General features: G+C 66.7%; 18 protein-coding genes. 9 read left to right on the top strand and 9 right to left on the bottom strand.

All coding sequences use genetic code 11. The features are described 5' to 3' along the window. Positions 1 to 17: 17 nt before the first annotated feature. The 6 genes from purL (at position 18) to purM (ending at position 8,605) form a co-directional block, all read left to right on the top strand. A complete protein-coding gene (gene purL / locus B133_RS0114815) occupies positions 18 to 2,324 on the top strand; it encodes a phosphoribosylformylglycinamidine synthase subunit PurL (protein WP_369751493.1) in 2,307 nt (768 codons plus the stop codon). Further along, positions 2,321 to 4,045 carry an alpha/beta-hydrolase family protein gene (locus B133_RS0114810; protein WP_018602170.1) on the top strand — a complete coding sequence of 575 codons (1,725 nt, stop codon included), beginning with the start codon at positions 2,321 to 2,323 and terminating at the stop codon, positions 4,043 to 4,045. Before purL ends, B133_RS0114810 begins: the two co-directional genes overlap by 4 nt. After that, on the top strand, positions 4,045 to 4,662 hold the full coding sequence (locus tag B133_RS0114805; RefSeq protein ID WP_018602168.1) for a CPBP family intramembrane glutamic endopeptidase: 618 nt from the start codon (positions 4,045 to 4,047) through the stop codon (positions 4,660 to 4,662). The genes B133_RS0114810 and B133_RS0114805 overlap by 1 nt, the downstream gene beginning before the upstream one ends. Positions 4,663 to 4,802: 140 nt before the next feature. Beyond that, a complete protein-coding gene (locus B133_RS22835) occupies positions 4,803 to 5,183 on the top strand; it encodes a sterol carrier family protein (RefSeq protein ID WP_018602166.1) in 381 nt (126 codons plus the stop codon). A 675-nt stretch (positions 5,184 to 5,858) separates the two neighbouring features. Beyond that, complete coding sequence (purF, locus tag B133_RS0114785) at positions 5,859 to 7,442, top strand: amidophosphoribosyltransferase (RefSeq protein ID WP_018602163.1); 1,584 nt, start codon at positions 5,859 to 5,861, stop codon at positions 7,440 to 7,442. A gap of 71 nt (positions 7,443 to 7,513) precedes the next feature. Then, positions 7,514 to 8,605, top strand: coding sequence for a phosphoribosylformylglycinamidine cyclo-ligase (gene purM, locus B133_RS0114780; protein ID WP_018602161.1), 1,092 nt, complete (start codon positions 7,514 to 7,516; stop codon positions 8,603 to 8,605). Positions 8,606 to 8,683: 78 nt separating this feature from the next. On the opposite strand, the gene B133_RS23770 is transcribed toward purM, so the two are convergent. Then, a complete protein-coding gene (locus tag B133_RS23770) occupies positions 8,684 to 8,857 on the bottom strand; it encodes a DUF3073 domain-containing protein (protein WP_018602160.1) in 174 nt (57 codons plus the stop codon). A gap of 141 nt (positions 8,858 to 8,998) precedes the next feature. Continuing rightward, on the bottom strand, positions 8,999 to 10,084 hold the full coding sequence (locus tag B133_RS0114770; RefSeq protein WP_026256459.1) for a folate-binding protein YgfZ: 1,086 nt from the start codon (positions 10,082 to 10,084) through the stop codon (positions 8,999 to 9,001). A gap of 62 nt (positions 10,085 to 10,146) precedes the next feature. Between B133_RS0114770 and B133_RS0114765 the strand changes: the two genes are divergently transcribed. Continuing rightward, complete coding sequence (locus B133_RS0114765) at positions 10,147 to 11,037, top strand: aminodeoxychorismate lyase (RefSeq protein WP_026256458.1); 891 nt, start codon at positions 10,147 to 10,149, stop codon at positions 11,035 to 11,037. A gap of 545 nt (positions 11,038 to 11,582) precedes the next feature. Here the strand turns inward: B133_RS0114765 and B133_RS0114760 are convergent. The 7 genes from B133_RS0114760 to lmeA all read right to left on the bottom strand — a co-directional run bounded on the left by B133_RS0114760 (position 11,583) and on the right by lmeA (position 15,609). Beyond that, positions 11,583 to 12,257, bottom strand: a complete 675-nt coding sequence (locus tag B133_RS0114760) for an FABP family protein (protein WP_018602153.1) — start codon at positions 12,255 to 12,257, stop codon at positions 11,583 to 11,585. Between the two features lie 271 nt (positions 12,258 to 12,528). Continuing rightward, complete coding sequence (locus tag B133_RS0114750; protein WP_018602150.1) at positions 12,529 to 12,831, bottom strand: DUF1416 domain-containing protein; 303 nt, start codon at positions 12,829 to 12,831, stop codon at positions 12,529 to 12,531. A gap of 1 nt (position 12,832) precedes the next feature. After that, complete coding sequence (locus B133_RS0114745; protein WP_018602148.1) at positions 12,833 to 13,669, bottom strand: sulfurtransferase; 837 nt, start codon at positions 13,667 to 13,669, stop codon at positions 12,833 to 12,835. 36 nt (positions 13,670 to 13,705) lie between these two features. Beyond that, a complete protein-coding gene (locus tag B133_RS0114740; RefSeq protein ID WP_018602146.1) occupies positions 13,706 to 14,182 on the bottom strand; it encodes a DUF4395 domain-containing protein in 477 nt (158 codons plus the stop codon). Between the two features lie 88 nt (positions 14,183 to 14,270). Continuing rightward, positions 14,271 to 14,354, bottom strand: a complete 84-nt coding sequence (locus tag B133_RS25350) for an Ms5788A family Cys-rich leader peptide (protein WP_369751492.1) — start codon at positions 14,352 to 14,354, stop codon at positions 14,271 to 14,273. A 29-nt stretch (positions 14,355 to 14,383) separates the two neighbouring features. Beyond that, positions 14,384 to 14,809 carry a thioredoxin family protein gene (locus B133_RS0114735; protein ID WP_018602143.1) on the bottom strand — a complete coding sequence of 142 codons (426 nt, stop codon included), beginning with the start codon at positions 14,807 to 14,809 and terminating at the stop codon, positions 14,384 to 14,386. Beyond that, entirely contained in the window at positions 14,806 to 15,609 is an 804-nt protein-coding gene (lmeA, locus tag B133_RS0114730) for a mannan chain length control protein LmeA (protein WP_036419248.1), read from the bottom strand. The genes B133_RS0114735 and lmeA overlap by 4 nt, the downstream gene beginning before the upstream one ends. 180 nt (positions 15,610 to 15,789) lie before the next feature. Between lmeA and B133_RS0114725 the strand changes: the two genes are divergently transcribed. Together B133_RS0114725 and mshD are read left to right on the top strand one after the other, a co-directional pair. Continuing rightward, positions 15,790 to 16,563 carry a response regulator transcription factor gene (locus tag B133_RS0114725; RefSeq protein ID WP_026256457.1) on the top strand — a complete coding sequence of 258 codons (774 nt, stop codon included), beginning with the start codon at positions 15,790 to 15,792 and terminating at the stop codon, positions 16,561 to 16,563. Next, entirely contained in the window at positions 16,560 to 17,501 is a 942-nt protein-coding gene (gene mshD, locus B133_RS0114720) for a mycothiol synthase (RefSeq protein WP_018602136.1), read from the top strand. Before B133_RS0114725 ends, mshD begins: the two co-directional genes overlap by 4 nt. Positions 17,502 to 17,549: the final 48 nt, after the last annotated feature.

The raw sequence follows: 17,549 nt of genomic DNA, 5'->3' as shown, positions 1-17,549 counted from the left end.
CTGAGCTCACCCACGACATTGACTCGGTGCAGCGGGCGGCCGCCACCCCCGATCACCCCCAGCCCTACCGCGAACTCGGCCTCAAAGACGACGAGTACCAGCGGATCCGGGACATCCTGGGCCGGCGTCCCACCGACGCCGAGCTGGCGATGTACTCGGTGATGTGGAGTGAGCACTGCTCCTACAAGTCCTCCAAGGTGCATCTGCGGTACTTCGGTGAGACCACCACCGACGAGATGCGCGCAGGCATGCTGGCCGGCATCGGCGAGAACGCTGGTGTGGTCGACATCGGCGACGGTTGGGCCGTGACGTTCAAGGTCGAGTCCCACAACCACCCGTCCTACGTCGAGCCCTATCAGGGCGCCGCGACGGGTGTCGGCGGCATTGTGCGCGACATCATGGCGATGGGCGCCCGCCCGGTCGCGGTGATGGACCAGTTGCGCTTCGGCGCGGCCGACGCGCCTGACACCCGCCGCGTGCTCGACGGCGTGGTGCGCGGCGTCGGTGGCTACGGCAACTCGCTTGGCCTGCCCAACATCGGCGGCGAGACCGTCTTCGACGCGTCCTATGCGGGAAACCCACTGGTCAACGCGTTGTGCGTGGGCGTGCTGCGCAAAGAGGACCTGCACCTGGCGTTTGCGTCGGGCACGGGCAACAAGATCATCCTGTTCGGCGCCCGCACCGGCTTGGACGGTATCGGCGGTGTGTCAGTGCTGGCGTCGGAGACGTTCGGTGGCGACGAGGGCGACGCCGGACACGAAGCCGGAGGCGGAGCCGGACCGTCGAAATCGCGTAAAAAGTTGCCCGCGGTGCAGGTCGGTGACCCGTTCACCGAGAAGGTGCTCATCGAGTGCTGTCTGGAGCTCTACGCGGCTGACCTGGTGGTCGGTATCCAGGATCTCGGCGGCGCCGGATTGTCCTGTGCCACATCCGAACTGGCCTCCGCCGGGGACGGTGGTATGCGGGTGGAACTGGAACGAGTACCGCAGCGTGCGGCCAACATGACCCCGGCGGAGATCCTGTCCAGCGAATCGCAGGAACGGATGTGCGCGGTGGTCACCCCGGAGAACGTCGAAGCGTTCCTGGCGGTGTGCCGCAAGTGGGATGTGCTGGCCACCGTCATCGGCGAGGTCACCGACGGCGACCGGCTGCAGATCACCTGGAACGGCGAGACCGTCGTCGACGTGCCTCCGCGCACCGTGGCCCACGAGGGCCCGGTGTACCAGCGTCCGGTGGCCCGGCCCGACACCCAGGACGCGCTGATCGCCGACACCTCGGCGAAGCTGCCTCGGCCCAAGACGGGCGACGAGCTGCGGGAGACCTTGCTCGCCATGGTCGGCAGCCCGCACCTGTGCAGCCGGGCGTTCATCACCGAGCAGTACGACCGCTATGTACGCGGCAACACCGTGCTGGCCGAGCATGCCGACGGCGGCGTGCTGCGCATCGACGAGACGACCGGCCGCGGCATCGCGTTGTCCACCGACGCGTCGGGCCGCTACACCCAGCTCGACCCGTATACCGGTGCGCAGCTGGCCTTGGCTGAGGCCTACCGCAATGTCGCCGTCACCGGCGCCACACCGGTCGCGGTGACCAACTGTCTCAACTTCGGGTCTCCCGAGGATCCGGGCGTGATGTGGCAGTTCAGCCAGGCAGTGCGCGGCCTCGCCGATGGCTGTGCGGCTCTGGGCATTCCGGTGACCGGTGGCAATGTCAGCTTCTACAACCAGACCGGGTCCACAGCGATCCTGCCGACCCCGGTGGTCGGTGTGCTCGGTGTCTTGGAAGATGTGCACCGACGTATCCCTACACGTCTGGGCACCGAGCCCGGCGAAACACTGCTGCTGCTGGGCGACACCCACGATGAGTTCGACGGGTCGATCTGGGCACAGGTCACGGGCGACCACCTCGGTGGTGTTCCTCCGAAGGTCGACCTGGAGCGCGAAAAGCTGCTGGCCGATGTGCTCGTGGCAGCTTCACGTGACGGGCTGATCTCCGCAGCCCACGACTTGTCCGAAGGCGGCCTGATCCAGGCCGTTGTCGAGGCCGCCCTTGCCGGTGAAACCGGTTGCCGCGTAATCCTTCCCGAAGGAGCCGACCCCTTCGTGGCGTTGTTCTCCGAGTCGGCCGGCCGGGTGCTGGTGGCCGTACCACGCACCGAGGAGAGCAGGTTCCGGTCGATGTGTGAGGCGCGGGGCCTGCCGGTGACCCGGATCGGCGTGACAGACCAGGGCAGCGACTCGGTCGAAGTGCAGGACCAGTTCAGCGTCACCCTGTCCGAGCTGCGGAGCACGTCGGAGGGCGTGCTGCCCGGGTTGTTCGGGTGATTGAGCAGACCACAAACCGACACCCGTTACTGGTCTGGGCCTGGGCGCTGGTCCGGCTCGATTTCGCAGGCATAACCGTTGGCGCCCTGTTCTTCTGCCTGTCGCTCACGCCGTCGTTGCTACCTAGAGACTGGCTGTTCGCCGGACTGATCGGTGGGATCAACGCCGCGATCGGCTACGGCATCGGCGTCGTGCTTGGAAAAGTCTTGTATCGCTTCGTATTACGACGTCGAACATGGTGGCCTCCGGCCAAGCGAGTGCTGTATGGCCTCAAGGCGGTTGTCGTCAGCGGGGCCGTCGCGGCATGCATACTGATGCTGGGGCCCGCTGCGGCGTGGCAACGACAGGTGTCCGCCGTCATGGGTATCGAAGGACCGGACACGGCCGGTTATCTGCGTACCCTGATCGTCGCCGCCGCGGTTGCCGCCGCGTTGATCTCCACCGCGCGGGTGTTGCGGGACGCGGTGCGTCTGCTGGCCCGCGTGTTGGTCCGGCGTTGGCATCTGAACCGTGAAGTCGCCCAATTCATCGGTACCGCCGTGGTGGTGGTGCTGGTCGTCATGCTGGTCAACGGCGTGCTCTACCGCGGGTTTCTGGCCGGGGCAAGTCGCGTTTTCCAGCCGCAGAATGCCACTACCCGCGAGGGTGTCAGTCAACCCTTCGAACGTGAACGGTCAGGCAGCCCAGACTCTTTCGCCCCGTGGGATACGCTGGGATTTCAGGGTCGCAACTTCGTTGCCACCGGCCCGCACGTCGACGAATTGACCAGGCTCAACGGAAAGCCCGCCAAGGAGCCCATCCGCGTCTATGCGGGACTGCATACCGGAGATACCGACCAGCAGCGAATTGCGGTGGTGCTCAGTGAACTTGAGCGCACCCATGCCTTCGGCCGCAAGGTGTTGGTGATCGTTCCGACGACGGGTACCGGCTGGGTCAATCCGGTCGCCGCACGGGCGCTGGAGATGATGTACAACGGCGACACCGCGACGGTCGGCATGCAGTATTCGTATCTGCCGAGCTGGATTTCGTTCATCGCGGACCGGCAGAAGTCGGTGGACTCCGGGCGGGCGATGATCGATGCCATTCACGCACGCTGGGCAGAACTGCCCCCGGACCACCGGCCCAAACTGGTGCTTTACGGAGAAAGTCTGGGATCGCTGGCCGGTCAAGGCGCGTTCTCGTGGCTGCCCGACATCACCAGGATGGGGTTCTCCGCGGTGCTGTGGGTGGGGCCGCCCAATGCGAGCACACTCTGGCACGGTCTGCTGGTGCGCCGTGATCCAGGTACCCCTGCGGTCAGACCGCGCTACGACAACGGCCGCACGGTCCGGTTCTCCGAAGCGGTCGACCCCGGCGAAATCGCGGCTGACACCGCTGGTCCCTGGGAGGGGACACGGGTGCTGTTCCTGCAGCATCCGTCCGATCCAATCGTCTGGTGGTCTACGGATCTGTTGTTCTCCCGGCCGGATTGGCTTGTCGAGCCGCCGGGGCGGGACCGCACCGAGTCGATGCGCTGGTACCCGATCATCACGTTCTGGCAGGTTGCCGCAGACATGACCAACGCCTCGGGCGTGCCGGCCGGACATGGGCACAACTATGGCGAATCGATGTTGGACGGTTGGGCCGCAGTCGCGCCGCCCGCCGGCTGGACACCGCACGACACCGACCGCATCCGGATCGCACTGCAGAAGACCCTCGCCGAGGACGGTCCCGAAAACTGATGCGCACCAACAAGATACATGCACTGCTGTTAGCTGGCGGGCTTATCGCGTGGAGTGGTCTGGTGGACCCGCGGCTACCGGCCCGCTGGCAGCCCGTGCTGCGGGCGCTTGTTGGTACGGGTCTCGTCGCAATCACCCGCCACCCGACCGGTCTGCGCCCGACCGTGGTGCGGCCGGGTCTGCGCTGGGGCGCTGTCGCGGCGGTCCTGGTCACGGCGGGCACGGCGGCGACGACCGCTGTGCCCGCGGTGCGCGTCGCGATGCGTCAACGGGAACTGCCTGCGAACCCCGCCGGGTGGCTGATGCTGCGGATTCCCGTCGGCACGGTGTGGTCGGAGGAGACGGCCTATCGGGCGGCGCTGGCGAGCGTGGGTGCCCGCGCATTCGGAGCCCGCGGCGGACGGTTGCTGCAGGCCGCGGCTTTCGGGCTTTCGCATATCGCCGACGCCCGCGCGACGGGTGTACCGGTGGTGGGCACCGTGCTGGTGACCGGCGGGGCAGGGTGGGTGTTCGGCTGGCTGGCCGACAGATCCGGTGGCCTTGCCGCGCCGATGCTGGCGCATCTGGCGGTCAACGAGGCCGGGGCGCTGGCCGTTCTGTTCTTCCACCGCCGCTAAGCGGGCTCCGGCATCGTTCGGTGGTGAGTCCGACGTCACGGGTTGATGGTCGGTTCCCCGATCTGGCGGCCCCACACGTAGTCGATGAACATCGGTAGGGCGGATTGTGGCCATCGGCAAACACTTTGAGACACTGAGGTATGGCAGCCCGCGGTAGTGCCGATCCGGTGAAGACCCGGGCCGCCGTATCCGCAGTGGCCGACTGGTTGCGGGACGCCGACGCACCCGCACCCGCGCGTGGCCAACTGGCCGACGCGGTGCGGCTCACCGCGCGCACGCTGGCCGGACTCGCACCAGGAGCCAGCGTCGAGGTGCGCGTCCCACCGTTCGTCGCGGTGCAGTGCATCCAGGGACCACGGCACACCCGGGGGACACCGCCGAACGTCGTCGAAACCGATCCGCGCACCTGGTTGCTGCTGGCCACCGGACTGCGGTCGCTCGAGGACGTCGCCGGGGCCGTGCAGTTGTCGGGTTCGCGGGCCACCGAGGTTGCGCGGTGGCTTCCGCTGGTCGCTCTGTGACCCTCAACGAAATACGAATACTCTTGCACTCAGTGAAAACCCCTGTTACGCAGGGTGAATTGGCCAGGTCAATCTGATCGAGAGCCATCAGACGTTGCGGGACAGCGAGATTCGTCAACAGGCGCAGCTGCGGTGTGAGCAGCATCAGGATCATCGCCAGCAGGCGTCCGGACAGGATCTCGACCGGGACCCCGAGGTCATGAACAACAAGAAGACCGGCGAGCACCTCCACGGCGCCCGTCCATCCGGGGTGCGGTGCTGCCTGGACATCGAAGACGTGGCTGCCGACCCAGCTCAGCACCGGATTCGGCAGAACCCCGCTGCCATATCACAGCCGAAGCACAGGAAGCGGAACTGGAATGCGATCTTCGTCACCTCCGGCCACGGTTGCGGCTAAGGCTCTCCGGCGACATCGGCGGGCCGGTACTTAGCTCCTCGGAGAATTGATGCGTCACGAAATCCATCCATGCCGTTGGCATGTGGTTCATCGCTGGGGCTATCTCGACAGATCAGGGCACGGTCGGCCGTGTCTTGGAGGACGGGGCTGGAAATGTAATTGTCGGGTGCGCTGTTGCACATTGCCGGTACCACAGCGGCCATTCGATTCCTTTTCGGGCCCACCTGGACCGTAGACTCGGTTATCTCACCAACCGCCGCCCTGGGAGCAGCCCTATCGTGACTGGTCAGGAACTCGACGAAAACGAACCGCGCGAGGAGTGTGGCGTATTCGGGGTGTGGGCCCCTGGCGAGGACGTCGCCAAGCTCGCCTACTACGGCCTGTACGCACTGCAACACCGTGGCCAGGAAGCCGCGGGCATCGCGGTTTCCGATGGCTCGCAGATCCTGGTGTTCAAGGATCTCGGCCTGGTCAGCCAGGTGTTCGACGAGCAGACCCTGGCCGCGATGCCGGGCCATGTCGCCGTCGGCCACTGTCGCTATTCGACGACCGGTTCCACCACGTGGGAGAACGCCCAACCCGTCTTCCGTAACACCGCGGCCGGCACCGGGGTGGCGCTCGGACACAACGGCAACCTGGTGAACACCGCCGAACTCGCCCGGCGGGCGCGCGAAGCAGGCCTCATCTACACCAGGGTTGGCCCCGCGGCCACGACGGATTCAGACATCCTAGGTGCGTTGTTGGCCCATGGCGCTGCCGACGCCACCCTGGAGCAGGCCGCGCTTGAGCTGCTGCCGACGGTGCGCGGCGCCTTCTGCCTGACCTTCATGGACGAGAACACCCTCTACGCCGCCCGCGACCCGCACGGGGTGCGGCCGTTGTCGCTGGGCCGACTCGACCGCGGCTGGGTGGTCGCGTCCGAGACCGCGGCCCTCGACATCGTCGGTGCGTCGTTCGTTCGTGACATCGAGCCAGGTGAATTGCTGGCCATCGACGCCGACGGAGTCCGTTCCACCCGCTTCGCGAACCCGGAGCCCAAGGGCTGCGTCTTCGAATACGTCTACCTCGCTCGCCCGGACAGCACGCTGGTCGGCCGCTCGGTGCATGCGACCCGCGTCGATATCGGCCGACGGTTGGCCCGTGAGCACCCGATCGATGCCGACCTGGTGATCGGGGTACCGGAGTCGGGCACCCCGGCAGCGGTGGGGTACGCCCAGGAATCGGGCATTCCCTACGGTCAGGGATTGATGAAGAACGCCTATGTGGGCCGTACCTTCATCCAGCCCTCGCAGACCATCCGGCAGCTGGGTATCCGACTCAAGCTCAACCCGCTCAGAGAGGTGATCCGAGGCAAGCGGCTCATCGTCGTCGACGATTCGATCGTCCGTGGCAACACGCAGCGCGCCCTGGTCCGCATGCTTCGGGAAGCCGGCGCCGTCGAGGTGCACGTTCGGATCGCGTCACCGCCGGTCAAATGGCCGTGCTTTTACGGCATCGACTTCGCCACCCCGGCGGAGCTGATCGCCAACGCCGCGCCCCAGGAGCACGAGGGCGAGATGCTCGAGGCCGTTCGGCACGCCATCGGTGCCGACACCCTGGGCTACGTCTCCCTGCAGGGCATGATCGCCGCCACCGAGCAGCCGGCCACCCGGTTGTGCTCGGCCTGTTTCGACGGCAACTACCCGATTGAACTTCCCGGTGAGAGCGCGCTCGGTAAGAACGTGATCGAGCACATGTTGGCCACTACGCACGCGAGGAGCGAAAAAATCCCCGCGCACGCGAGCGAAAAAATCCCTGCGGCGCGCACCGGCATCTCGCTGCAGGCCGACAACGACAACGCCTCGGCATTACGTAGGCCCTGAGGCGTCCGGCGCGGCCTTGACGATGCCGCCGCTGTGCGCGCCCGGTCTCCGGGACGGTAGCCTTGTTTGCGATGACTAAAGGCGCCGCACAGCACGGCATCGCCGAGCAACAGGGCATTTCCTACGCATCGGCCGGGGTGGACATCGAAGCCGGTGACCGCGCCGTCGAGCTCTTCAAACCACTCGCCGCCAAGGCGACCCGTCCCGAGGTGCGGGGCGGCCTGGGCGGGTTCGCCGGGCTGTTCGCACTGCGCGGCGGCTACCGCGAGCCGGTACTGGCCTCGTCGACCGACGGAGTCGGCACGAAGCTGGCAGTGGCCCAAGCCATGGACAAGCACGACACCGTCGGACTGGACCTGGTCGCGATGGTGGTCGACGATCTCGTGGTGTGCGGGGCCGAGCCACTGTTCCTGCAGGACTACATCGCCGTCGGGCGTACCGTCCCGGAACGCGTCAGCGCCATCGTTTCCGGTATCGCCGACGGATGTGTGCTGGCTGGTTGTGCGCTGCTCGGCGGCGAGACGGCCGAGCATCCCGGACTGATGGAGCCCGGGCACTACGACATCTCCGCGACAGGCGTCGGCATCGTCGAGGCCGACGATGTGCTGGGACCTGATCGAGTCAAGCCGGGCGATGTGATCATCGCCATGGCCTCCAGCGGCTTGCACTCCAACGGCTACTCGCTGGCCCGCAAGGTGCTCCTGGAAATCGACCGGATGAACCTGGCGGGCCATGTCGAGGAGTTCGGTCGAACCCTCGGCGAGGAATTACTGGAGCCGACGCGCATCTACGCCAAGGACTGCCTTGCGTTGGCGGCCGATACCCAGGTCCGTACGTTCTGCCACGTCACCGGTGGTGGCCTGGCCGGCAACCTGGAACGGGTCGTCCCGCACGGGCTTACCGCGACGCTGGACCGCGGCACGTGGACGCCTGCACCGGTGTTCCAGATGATCGCCCAGCGGGGCCGCATCGAACGGGCCGAGATGGAGAAGACGTTCAACATGGGCGTCGGCATGGTGGCCGTCGTCGCGCCGGAGGACACCGACCGTGCGCTGGCCATCCTGACTGCGCGACACCTCAACTGCTGGACGCTGGGCACCGTCGAGAAGGGCGGAAAGGACAGTTTGCGCGCCCAACTCGTTGGTCAGCACCCACGCTTCTAACCCTGCGCCGACTTTCTACGCGGATAGAAGAGACCGGCCCTGCAGCCAAGCTGCCGCGGGGCCGGGATGCTGGTCAGCTCAGCGCCGCCAGTCGTCCTCGCTCGCCCAGTCGTCGGCGTCATCGTTTACATCCTCGGTATCGGGACCACCCGACAGCTCACGTTGGAGCTGGGAGAAATCGGTCTGCGGTGAGCTGTATTTGAGCTCACGTGCAACCTTGGTCTGCTTTGCCTTAGCCCGGCCGCGGCCCATGGGGGGACCCCCTCGCGCAATAACGGAGCGGCCCATTTGCTAGGCGGCTCCGATCTGTGTGTCTTTATTGTCCTGCCAACACTTTACCGTGCCCGGCGGCAAAGTGCTGGCAGGCCCTGCCCCGGACGACCGTGACAACCGTTACGTACCGCTGCGCAACCGGTCGACCGCGGCCCGCCCGGCCCCTGCGGTGGTGTCCGCCGCGGGCATGGAGTCGGGGTCGATGACGGCCGCTACCGCGACCTCGCCACCGGTGATGAGCTGGGTGTCGACCGGAATCCCGCGTTTGAGCAGTGCGAGCGCGATCGGGCCTTCGTCGACGTGGTCGACGACCGTGCCGAGCCGGCCCACGGTGCGGCCTCCTGCGGTCACCGGGTCGCCCGTGGCAGGACGTTCGGAGGACCCATCGAGCTGGAGCAGGACCAGCATCCGCGGCGGTCTGCCCAGGTTGTGCACGCGCGCGACGGTCTCCTGGCCCCGGTAGCACCCCTTGTCCAGGTGGACTGCGGACCCGATCCAGTCAACCTCGTGCGGGATGGTGCGTTCGTCGGTGTCGACGCCCAGTCGGGGCCGACGCGCTGCCACCCGCTGCGCCTCGTACGCCCAGATCCCGGCCGGCCGTACCCCCGCTGTCTGCAGACGCTGGCTCCAGGCGGCGGCCTGGTCGTGGGGGACCACGAGATCCAGTTCGATGGTGCCGGACGGAATGCGCCGTACGAAACCGCCGTCGGCCAAGGGCGCCGCTGACAGCTCGGCGGGAAGTGCCGGGAGGCCCAGCGCGGTCAGAACCGCAGTGTCGGCCAGCGCCGGGCCCAATAGGGACAGCACTGCCAGATCGGCGGGCTCGACCTGTACGTCGGCCCAAAACACCATCTTGCGCAGGTAGCTCAGCAGCGGTTCGGCCCGCCAGGACTCCGTATCCAGATACGTGGTGCCGCCGAGCTCTGTCTGAATCCAGTGGTCCTCGACCCGGCCCTGCAGATCCAGGCTCAAGTTTTCTGTCACGGTTCCGTCGGGCAGCGCACTGACGTGTTGCGTGGAGATGCTGTGCAGCCAAGTCTGGCGGTCTTTCCCGGTGAGGGTAAGCACCGCCCGGTGGGACCGGTCGACCACGACCGACTCCTGGGCCGCTGCCCGCTGCTCGCCGAGGGGATCGCCGTAGTGCCACACCGCACCGGCGTCGGGGCTGCCGTCGGGCGCAGGCACTGCTGTCTGTACTTCTGACATGGTCCAACTCTACGTTTGTTGCTCTTCGCGCAAGCGGCTCATCGGCGCTAAGGTGGCGCCCCATGGCGAGTCAACCAGCAGTGCTGGTCACCCTGGACGGGCAGCTCCACGACCCCGATACGCCCCTCCTGCACGCCGACGAGCTGGCTGCGGTGCGCGGCGACGGCGTCTTCGAGACCCTCCTGGTTCGCGACGGCAGGCCATGTCTGTTGGAGTCGCACCTGGCCCGGCTCAGTCAATCCGCCCGGATGCTCGACCTGCCCGAGCCGGACCTGCCGGCCTGGCGGAACGCTATCGGCGTCGGCGTGCAGCGCTGGGCCGTCGAGCACTCGTCCGATCAGGCCGGCGACGGCGTGCTGCGCCTGGTGTACAGCCGGGGCCGGGAGAGCGGCGGGGCGCCGACGGCGTTTGTCACCATCGGAGGGTTGGCCGACCGGGTGGCCGGTGCGCGACGGGACGGGGTCGCGGCAATCACGCTGGACCGGGGACTGCCGCTCGGGGCAGCCGACATGCCGTGGCTGGTGGCCGGCGCTAAAACGTTGTCCTACGCCGTCAACATGGCCGCACTACGGCATGCTGCCCGCCACGGCGCCGGAGACGCTATTTTCGTCAGCTCGGACGGCTACCTGCTGGAAGGACCGCGTTCGACCGTGGTCATCGCGACTACCGACCAATCCGGTGGGCTGCTGTTGCTCACCCCGCCGCCGTGGTACCCGATCCTGCGCGGAACCACCCAGCAGGCGCTGTTCGAAGTGGCCCGCAGCAAGGGCTACGACTGTGACTACCGTCAGCTGCGGCCGGCGGATCTTCTTACCGCACAAGGCGTTTGGCTCGTCTCAAGCATCACGCTGGCGGCCCGGGTGCACACCCTGGACGGGCAGCCGTTACCGTTTGCGCCGCTTCACGACGAGCTGGCCGGGTTGGTGGACGCGGCCATCGTCAGTGATCGCTGAGATTAAATCGCTTGTCGCGGTGCGGGTATGACGGTACGGTCGTTCGTACACAGGGAAGGAGGTGGTCCGACAAATTGATTGATTTATGGACATGTGAGGTGGCTGCCCGCTAGCAGCGCCGGGCGAATTGCCTGCGCGCGCTGGCGAATTCCCCGCAGTCACCCGGCCCCCGAGCCACTCGGTCAGTCCAACCAGGAACTAAGGCTCGGGGGCCGCCCCATATCCGAACCCCGTTACCGCGGCGGCAACGACGCGTACCCCTGGGCCAGGGTCAGGTATCGGCTGTATGACTGGTCAGCTTGGCCCGGGAGCCAAGTCTGAACATGCTGTCATGGCCTTCTGCCAGGTGCCGGCGTCCACTCCGGCCGGCGGGCCGGTTACCGGACCGGGTGCCGCGGGCACACCGTGGTCGGCGAGACAGTGTGCGAACGAGCCGTGCTCGGCTGGTGTTGAGGCCGGCGCCGGTTGGGGTTCGCTCTCCGTCGAGCAAGAGACCAGTGCTCCCGCGGCGGCCAGGACGGCCACCGCATATCCGAGGTGGTGCACTAGCCGACAAACCTGGTCAACCGGGCCGACAGGTGCGGCACGAGGCCACCGTCGGCGTCGACGCGCTCCTCCACATACGCCAGATCGCCGCCCTCGACGATGCCGTAGAGCCGTTTGGCGCCGCCGACCAGCACGCCGGAACGGCTGCGGGCCAGTGCGTCGGTGGCCAGCTCCCACGAGGACTGGTTGAGCGGCTGACCGTAGAACAACTCCACATAGCCGGCCGAATGCGCCAGCAGAAGTTCGATGGCCTGGGTCTCATCAAGGCTCGTCGGATCGGTCGGGTCTTTCACGAAGCGCCAGTAACCCGTCTCGCGCAGACCCGGTGAGTCGTATTCGCCGTCTTCGTTCAGCCGCCAGGACCGGGCTTCCCAGTTCAGGTAGTCACCGCCGTCGTGGGACACCACGATCTGTTGTCCGAAGCGGTAGTCACCGTCGGCGTCGCGACCTTCACCCTCGCCGCGCCAGACGCCGACCAGTGGCAACAGCGCGAGCAGCGCGTCGCTGAGGTTGACACCGTCACGAACATTCGCGGTATCAGCCGGCAGCGGCAGATCCTGGAACGCCGGCACATTACGCACCGCCGTCGCCTTTGCTCTTTCGGCAGCCGCGGCAACCGCGCGGTCACCCGAACCTGGCACGACCGGCTCGGGACCGTCCTGTCTGGACGTCACGACTCGTCGGTGACGAGCCGGTAGAGGGTGTACAACGCGAACCACGTGATGACCACGACGGCCGCGACGAGCATGATCTCGAAGAAGAGCACCACGGCGACGAGTCTAGTTCCTAAGCAGAGATCTCGGCGCTCTGGGTGCCTCGTCTCCATCGTCGCTAGGCAGGGCCGACGAGCCTAGTTTCTCATCGGCTCGTACCTCGCCTCGATCGTCGCTAGGCGGGGCCGACGAGCTTAGCTCCTCATCGGCTCGTACCTCGCCTCCATCGTCGCTAGGCGACCTTTACGTCGACCTCGTGGATGCCCGCACCGGTCGGCGCGACACTGGCGTCACCGTTGCCGGCGGCCGACAGTGCACGCAGGGTCCAGGTGCCCGGCGCCGCGAAGAAACGGAAGTCACCGGTCGCCGATGCGACCACCTCGGCGGTGAACTCATAGGAGGCGTCCAGCAAGCGCACGAAGGCCCCGCCGACCGCCTGGCCGGAGCCATCGACCACGCGGCCCGTGATCACGGTTTCCTTCTCCAGGTCGACGCCGGCCGGCAACGTCTGTCCTTGCTTGGGTGCAGAGCACATATCAACTTCCCAACTCGATCGGGGCGCCCACAAGGGAGCCGTATTCCGTCCAACTGCCGTCGTAGTTCTTGACGTTCTGGTGTCCCAGCAGTTCCTGCAGCACAAACCAGGTGTGCGACGAGCGCTCACCGATCCGGCAGTAGGCGATGGTTTCCTTCTCGCCGTCCAAGCCCGCGGCGGCGTAGAGCGCGGCGAGATCTTCGTCGGACTTGAAGGTGCCGTCCTCGTTGGCGGCCTTGCTCCACGGAACGTTGATGGCTCCGGGGATGTGCCCGGGCCGCTGGCTCTGCTCCTGCGGGAGGTGCGCCGGGGCCAGGATCTTGCCGGAGAACTCGTCGGGCGAACGCACGTCGACCAGGTTCTTGACGTTGATCGCGGCGATCACGTCGTCGCGGAAGGCGCGGATGCTGTGGTCCTGCGGCTTGGCCGAGTACGACGTAGCAGCACGGTTAGGCGTCTCTTTGATCAGCGGGCGGGCGTCGAGTTGCCAGCGCTTGCGGCCGCCGTCGAGCAGCTTTACGTCGGCGTGGCCGTACAGCTTGAAGTACCAGTAGGCGTACGCCGCGAACCAGTTGTTGTTGCCGCCGTACAGGACCACGGTGTCGTCATTGCCGATACCCTTGTCGGACAACAGCTTCGAGAACTGCTGCTGGTCGACGAAGTCGCGCTTGACGGCGTCCTGCAGGTCGTCTCTCCAGTCCAGCTTGACGGCGCCGGGGATGTGGCCCTCGTCGTCATAAGCGCTGGTGTTCTCGTCGACCTCGACGAATACCACGCCAGGAGTATCGAGATTGTTCCCGGCCCATTCGGTGGAGACCAGGACGTCGGAGCGTGCCATAGACGAGATCCTTTCGGTTGCTTGATATTTAGAGAGTCAGGCGGGTGTTGAGATGGGACTTTGCGTGCGACGGAAACGGGTCACCAGCGGATAGATCTGGCAGCCCAGGCAGATGCCGAACGCGGCGTTGAGAAACGCCGCCATCAGGGCCAGCGCAGTGGCTGTCAGGCCCAGCGAGGGGATAGCGAGCGCAAAGCCGACGGTGCCTACGACCGCGAAGGCGAAACCGACCAGTTGTGCGAACTTCAGCGGCGCGACCGGCTCACGCTCGGTGACGGGCCCAAGGTGCGGCGCCACCAGCGTGGCGAAGATCCGGCCGTAGGGATGCCGACGAGGACCGCTGATAGCGCCGATGGCGAACACCGCTGCCTGCAGACCGAGCAGAGCTGCCGCGGTCACATTGCTGATCCCGGAGATCAGCAATGTGACGATCAGTGCGCCAGTAGTAACCCAGGCGGCGAATCGGGGCCCGCGGACATCGACCTGACCGGTTGGGGGGTAGAGAACTGACATGCGAACAAGCTCCTGTTGTTGAAAGGCTGGATGGTGAGCAGGCCGGAGCGACGACTCCGAGCGGGCACGTCAAGACGCGCGACTGCGCTCAACAGCAACAACAACAGCAGCCCGCAACGCGGCACAGATCGACTGCGCGGCGCTTGGTGAGCACAAGCTCAATGCGGGACACGTCGGACAGCTTACCCAATAACCGGCTAGTCAGGCCAACAGTGGTTCCAGCGCCGTACGCAGGTCAGCAGCCTTGGGCACGCCGCTGGTGCGATATCGCTGATGCCCTTCGGCGTCGAAGATGAACGTCGTCGGCAGCGACAACACCGAAAGACGCCGCGCCGCCTCCGGATTCGCGTCCATATCGATCTCCACATGGGCCACCGCGGGCAGTTCGGCGCAGACCTGATCGACCACGCGGCGCACGCCCGCGCAGGGTCCGCACCAGACCGCGCTGAAATGCACGATGGTCGGACCGGTGGTGGACAGGCCCAGATCGGAGGTGTCCAGGGCCGCGGCGGCCTCGTCGGCGGCCCGCAACATTCCCGCCCGCAGCGTCACGAGCCGGCCGATCACATACGCCGCGCCCAGGGCAGCGATGAGGACCGCGATCACGGTGATCATGGAAGTGCTCATGTCTGCCTGAACTCGTTCAATTCGACGGTTACTCCCTCGGCGATGCCCTCGATGATGATGTCCGAGCCCCGGGCGCCCTCGCTGGTGGGTGCGATACCGAACGGCAGCTTCTGCCCGGTGATGGTGCTGCTGAACTCGGCGAGCACCGCGGCGGTCTTGTCCTCGGGGACCGGCTCGTCGGCGGTGCCCGCTCCCGTGAGTACGCCGGTGGCAGTCATCACCAGTGTGCTGTGGTCGTCGCCGGCAATGCTGAGGTCGACCGTGACGCTGACGCGCTTGTCGATTCCCGCGGCCCTGGGGGTGCCGGTGAACACCAGGCCCTGGTTGCTGGAGATGCCTGATTCCGTCGTGCCGCCGGTCGAGTCATTGGTCTCCCGGGACGGAGCCTCGACCAGCAGATCGTCGATACCCATGAACCGGCCGACATGAGTGGAATCGATGATGATCCGGCTTTCCAGCTTCCCGATGTGCATCGGAGCGTTCGGTCGGATGAGCCAGGAGGCCTCGGTGAGGTCGATGTGGTGCATGGTGGCTTCCAGTGAGGCCTTGCCGACCACGGGGTGGTCGACGCCGATCGCACGCAGCTCCACCTCGTTGTAGTGGTGTCGGCGGGCCTGGGTGATGAACGGAAACCCGAGGATGGCAGCGGTGGGGTCCCAATTCAGCGCTGCCGCCGAGCGCAACGTGCGGGCCAGCCGGTATTCGGCATAGATGGCGGCGCCGAAGTCCACACCGACTGCTGCGACCACGAGCGCGACCACGGTCACGACGAACCCGATCACCAGTTTCCGCACCGGCATATTGTTGCCCACATCCGACTGGACGCTTCTCGCGGTGGGGCCGATCTGCAGGTAAGGCGTTATCGTTAGAAGACATCTGGCCGGTAACGGCCAGGTGTCAGTCATGAATCCACCGAAATCACCTCCGACATCGTCGTCCGGGGCGGTTCCAAAGTGATTCCCGGTGCGCCGGAGGACCAGTTGGATCTGCTGCTACTTACCCTCGATTCGCATCCGGAGACCGTCCTGCCCTCCCTGTCGCTGTTGGCGCATCGCGTGCGCACGGCACCGACCGAGGTCCCCTCGCTCCTGGAGGCGGGTAACGCCGATGTGACGATCGTCGATGCGCGGACGGATCTGGCCGCCGCCCGCGGATTGTGTCGGCTGCTGGGGACCACCGGGACGGTGCCTGTGGTCGCGGTGCTCAACGAAGGCGGACTCGTCGCCGTCAACCACGAATGGGGGTTGGACGAGGTCCTGTTGCCGGGTACCGGACCGGCCGAGATCGACGCCCGGCTTCGGTTGCTGGTGGGCCGTCGCGGCGGCGCGGCCAGCCAGGAGAACGCCGGCAAGATATCCCTTGGCGAGCTGGTCATCGACGAGGGCACCTACACAGCGCGGCTGCGCGGCCGCCCGCTCGACCTCACCTATAAGGAGTTCGAGCTACTGAAGTATCTGTCGCAGCATGCCGGTCGGGTGTTCACCCGCGCCCAGCTACTGCAGGAAGTGTGGGGATACGACTTCTTCGGCGGCACTCGCACCGTCGACGTGCACGTTCGGCGACTGCGCGCCAAGCTGGGGCCCGAGTATGAGTCGTTGATCGGCACCGTGCGCAACGTCGGCTACAAGGCGGTGCGTCCCTCCCGCGCACGCACGCCGGCCGCAGAGCCCCCACCCGACGACGGTGACGATGACGCCGACTACTCACCGCCGTTCGACAACGGTTCGCTCGCCGATCGGTTGCCGGCCAAGTGACGGTGGTGAGCTGGCGCACGGCGTTGTCCGATGCCGATCAGCAGCAGATCCGCGCCCTCATCGCGACCGCGACGGAGTCCGATGGGATCGCACCGGTCGGTGACCAGGTACTGCGCGAGCTCGCCCACGACCGGACCCGTCACCTGGTTGCCGTGGACGGCGATGATCTGATCGGCTACCTCAACCTGGCGCCGGCCGGCGATGGTGATCCGGCGATGGCCGAGCTGGTGGTGCACCCGCGGAACAGACGGCGGGGGACCGGGTCGGAGCTGGCCCGTACCGGGCTGTCCGCCGGTGGATCGGACACCCGGATCTGGGCACACGGCAACCTCGAGCCCGCCCGGGCCCTCGCGTCGTCGCTCGGGTTGGTCATCGTCCGGGAACTGCTGCAGATGCGTCGCCCCCTGGCCGACCTGCCCCCGGTGCGCGACCCGGCGGGGATCACGATCCGGACGTACCGGGGTCCAGAGGACGACGCCGAGTTGCTGCGGGTCAACAACGCGGCCTTTTCCTGGCATCCCGAGCAGGGTGGCTGGACCGAGCGGGAGATCGCCGAACGCCGCGAGGAATCGTGGTTCGACCCCGAGGGCCTGTTCCTGGCGTTCGACGAGACCCGCACGCGAGGAGGCCCAAAATCATCCGGGCGGCTCGTGGGTTTCCACTGGACGAAGATCCACGCCGGCGGCCTGCCGGGTGGTACGGGTCTCGGTGAGGTCTACGTGGTGGGCGTCGATCCATCGGCGCAGGGCCGCGGACTGGGGTCCGTGTTGACTTTGACGGGGCTGCATCACCTCGCAGGGGCGCTGCCAGCCAGTTCACAGTCTGCCGTCATGCTTTACGTCGAGGCAGATAACTCCGCAGCGGTGAACACTTACCGAAAACTCGGTTTCGAGGTTGCCGTTGTCGATGCGGCCTATGGGCCCGCGCAACGCCGCTAGCAGTCAACACGCCAAACCTGTTCACTGCCCGTTCATATTCCGTCATCG

Source organism: Mycobacterium sp. 155 (assembly GCF_000373905.1).
In the GTDB taxonomy this organism is placed as follows: Bacteria; Actinomycetota; Actinomycetes; order Mycobacteriales; family Mycobacteriaceae; genus Mycobacterium.
Note: the sequence above shows the minus strand (reverse complement) of the source record. Positions and strands in the feature narration are given on the sequence as shown.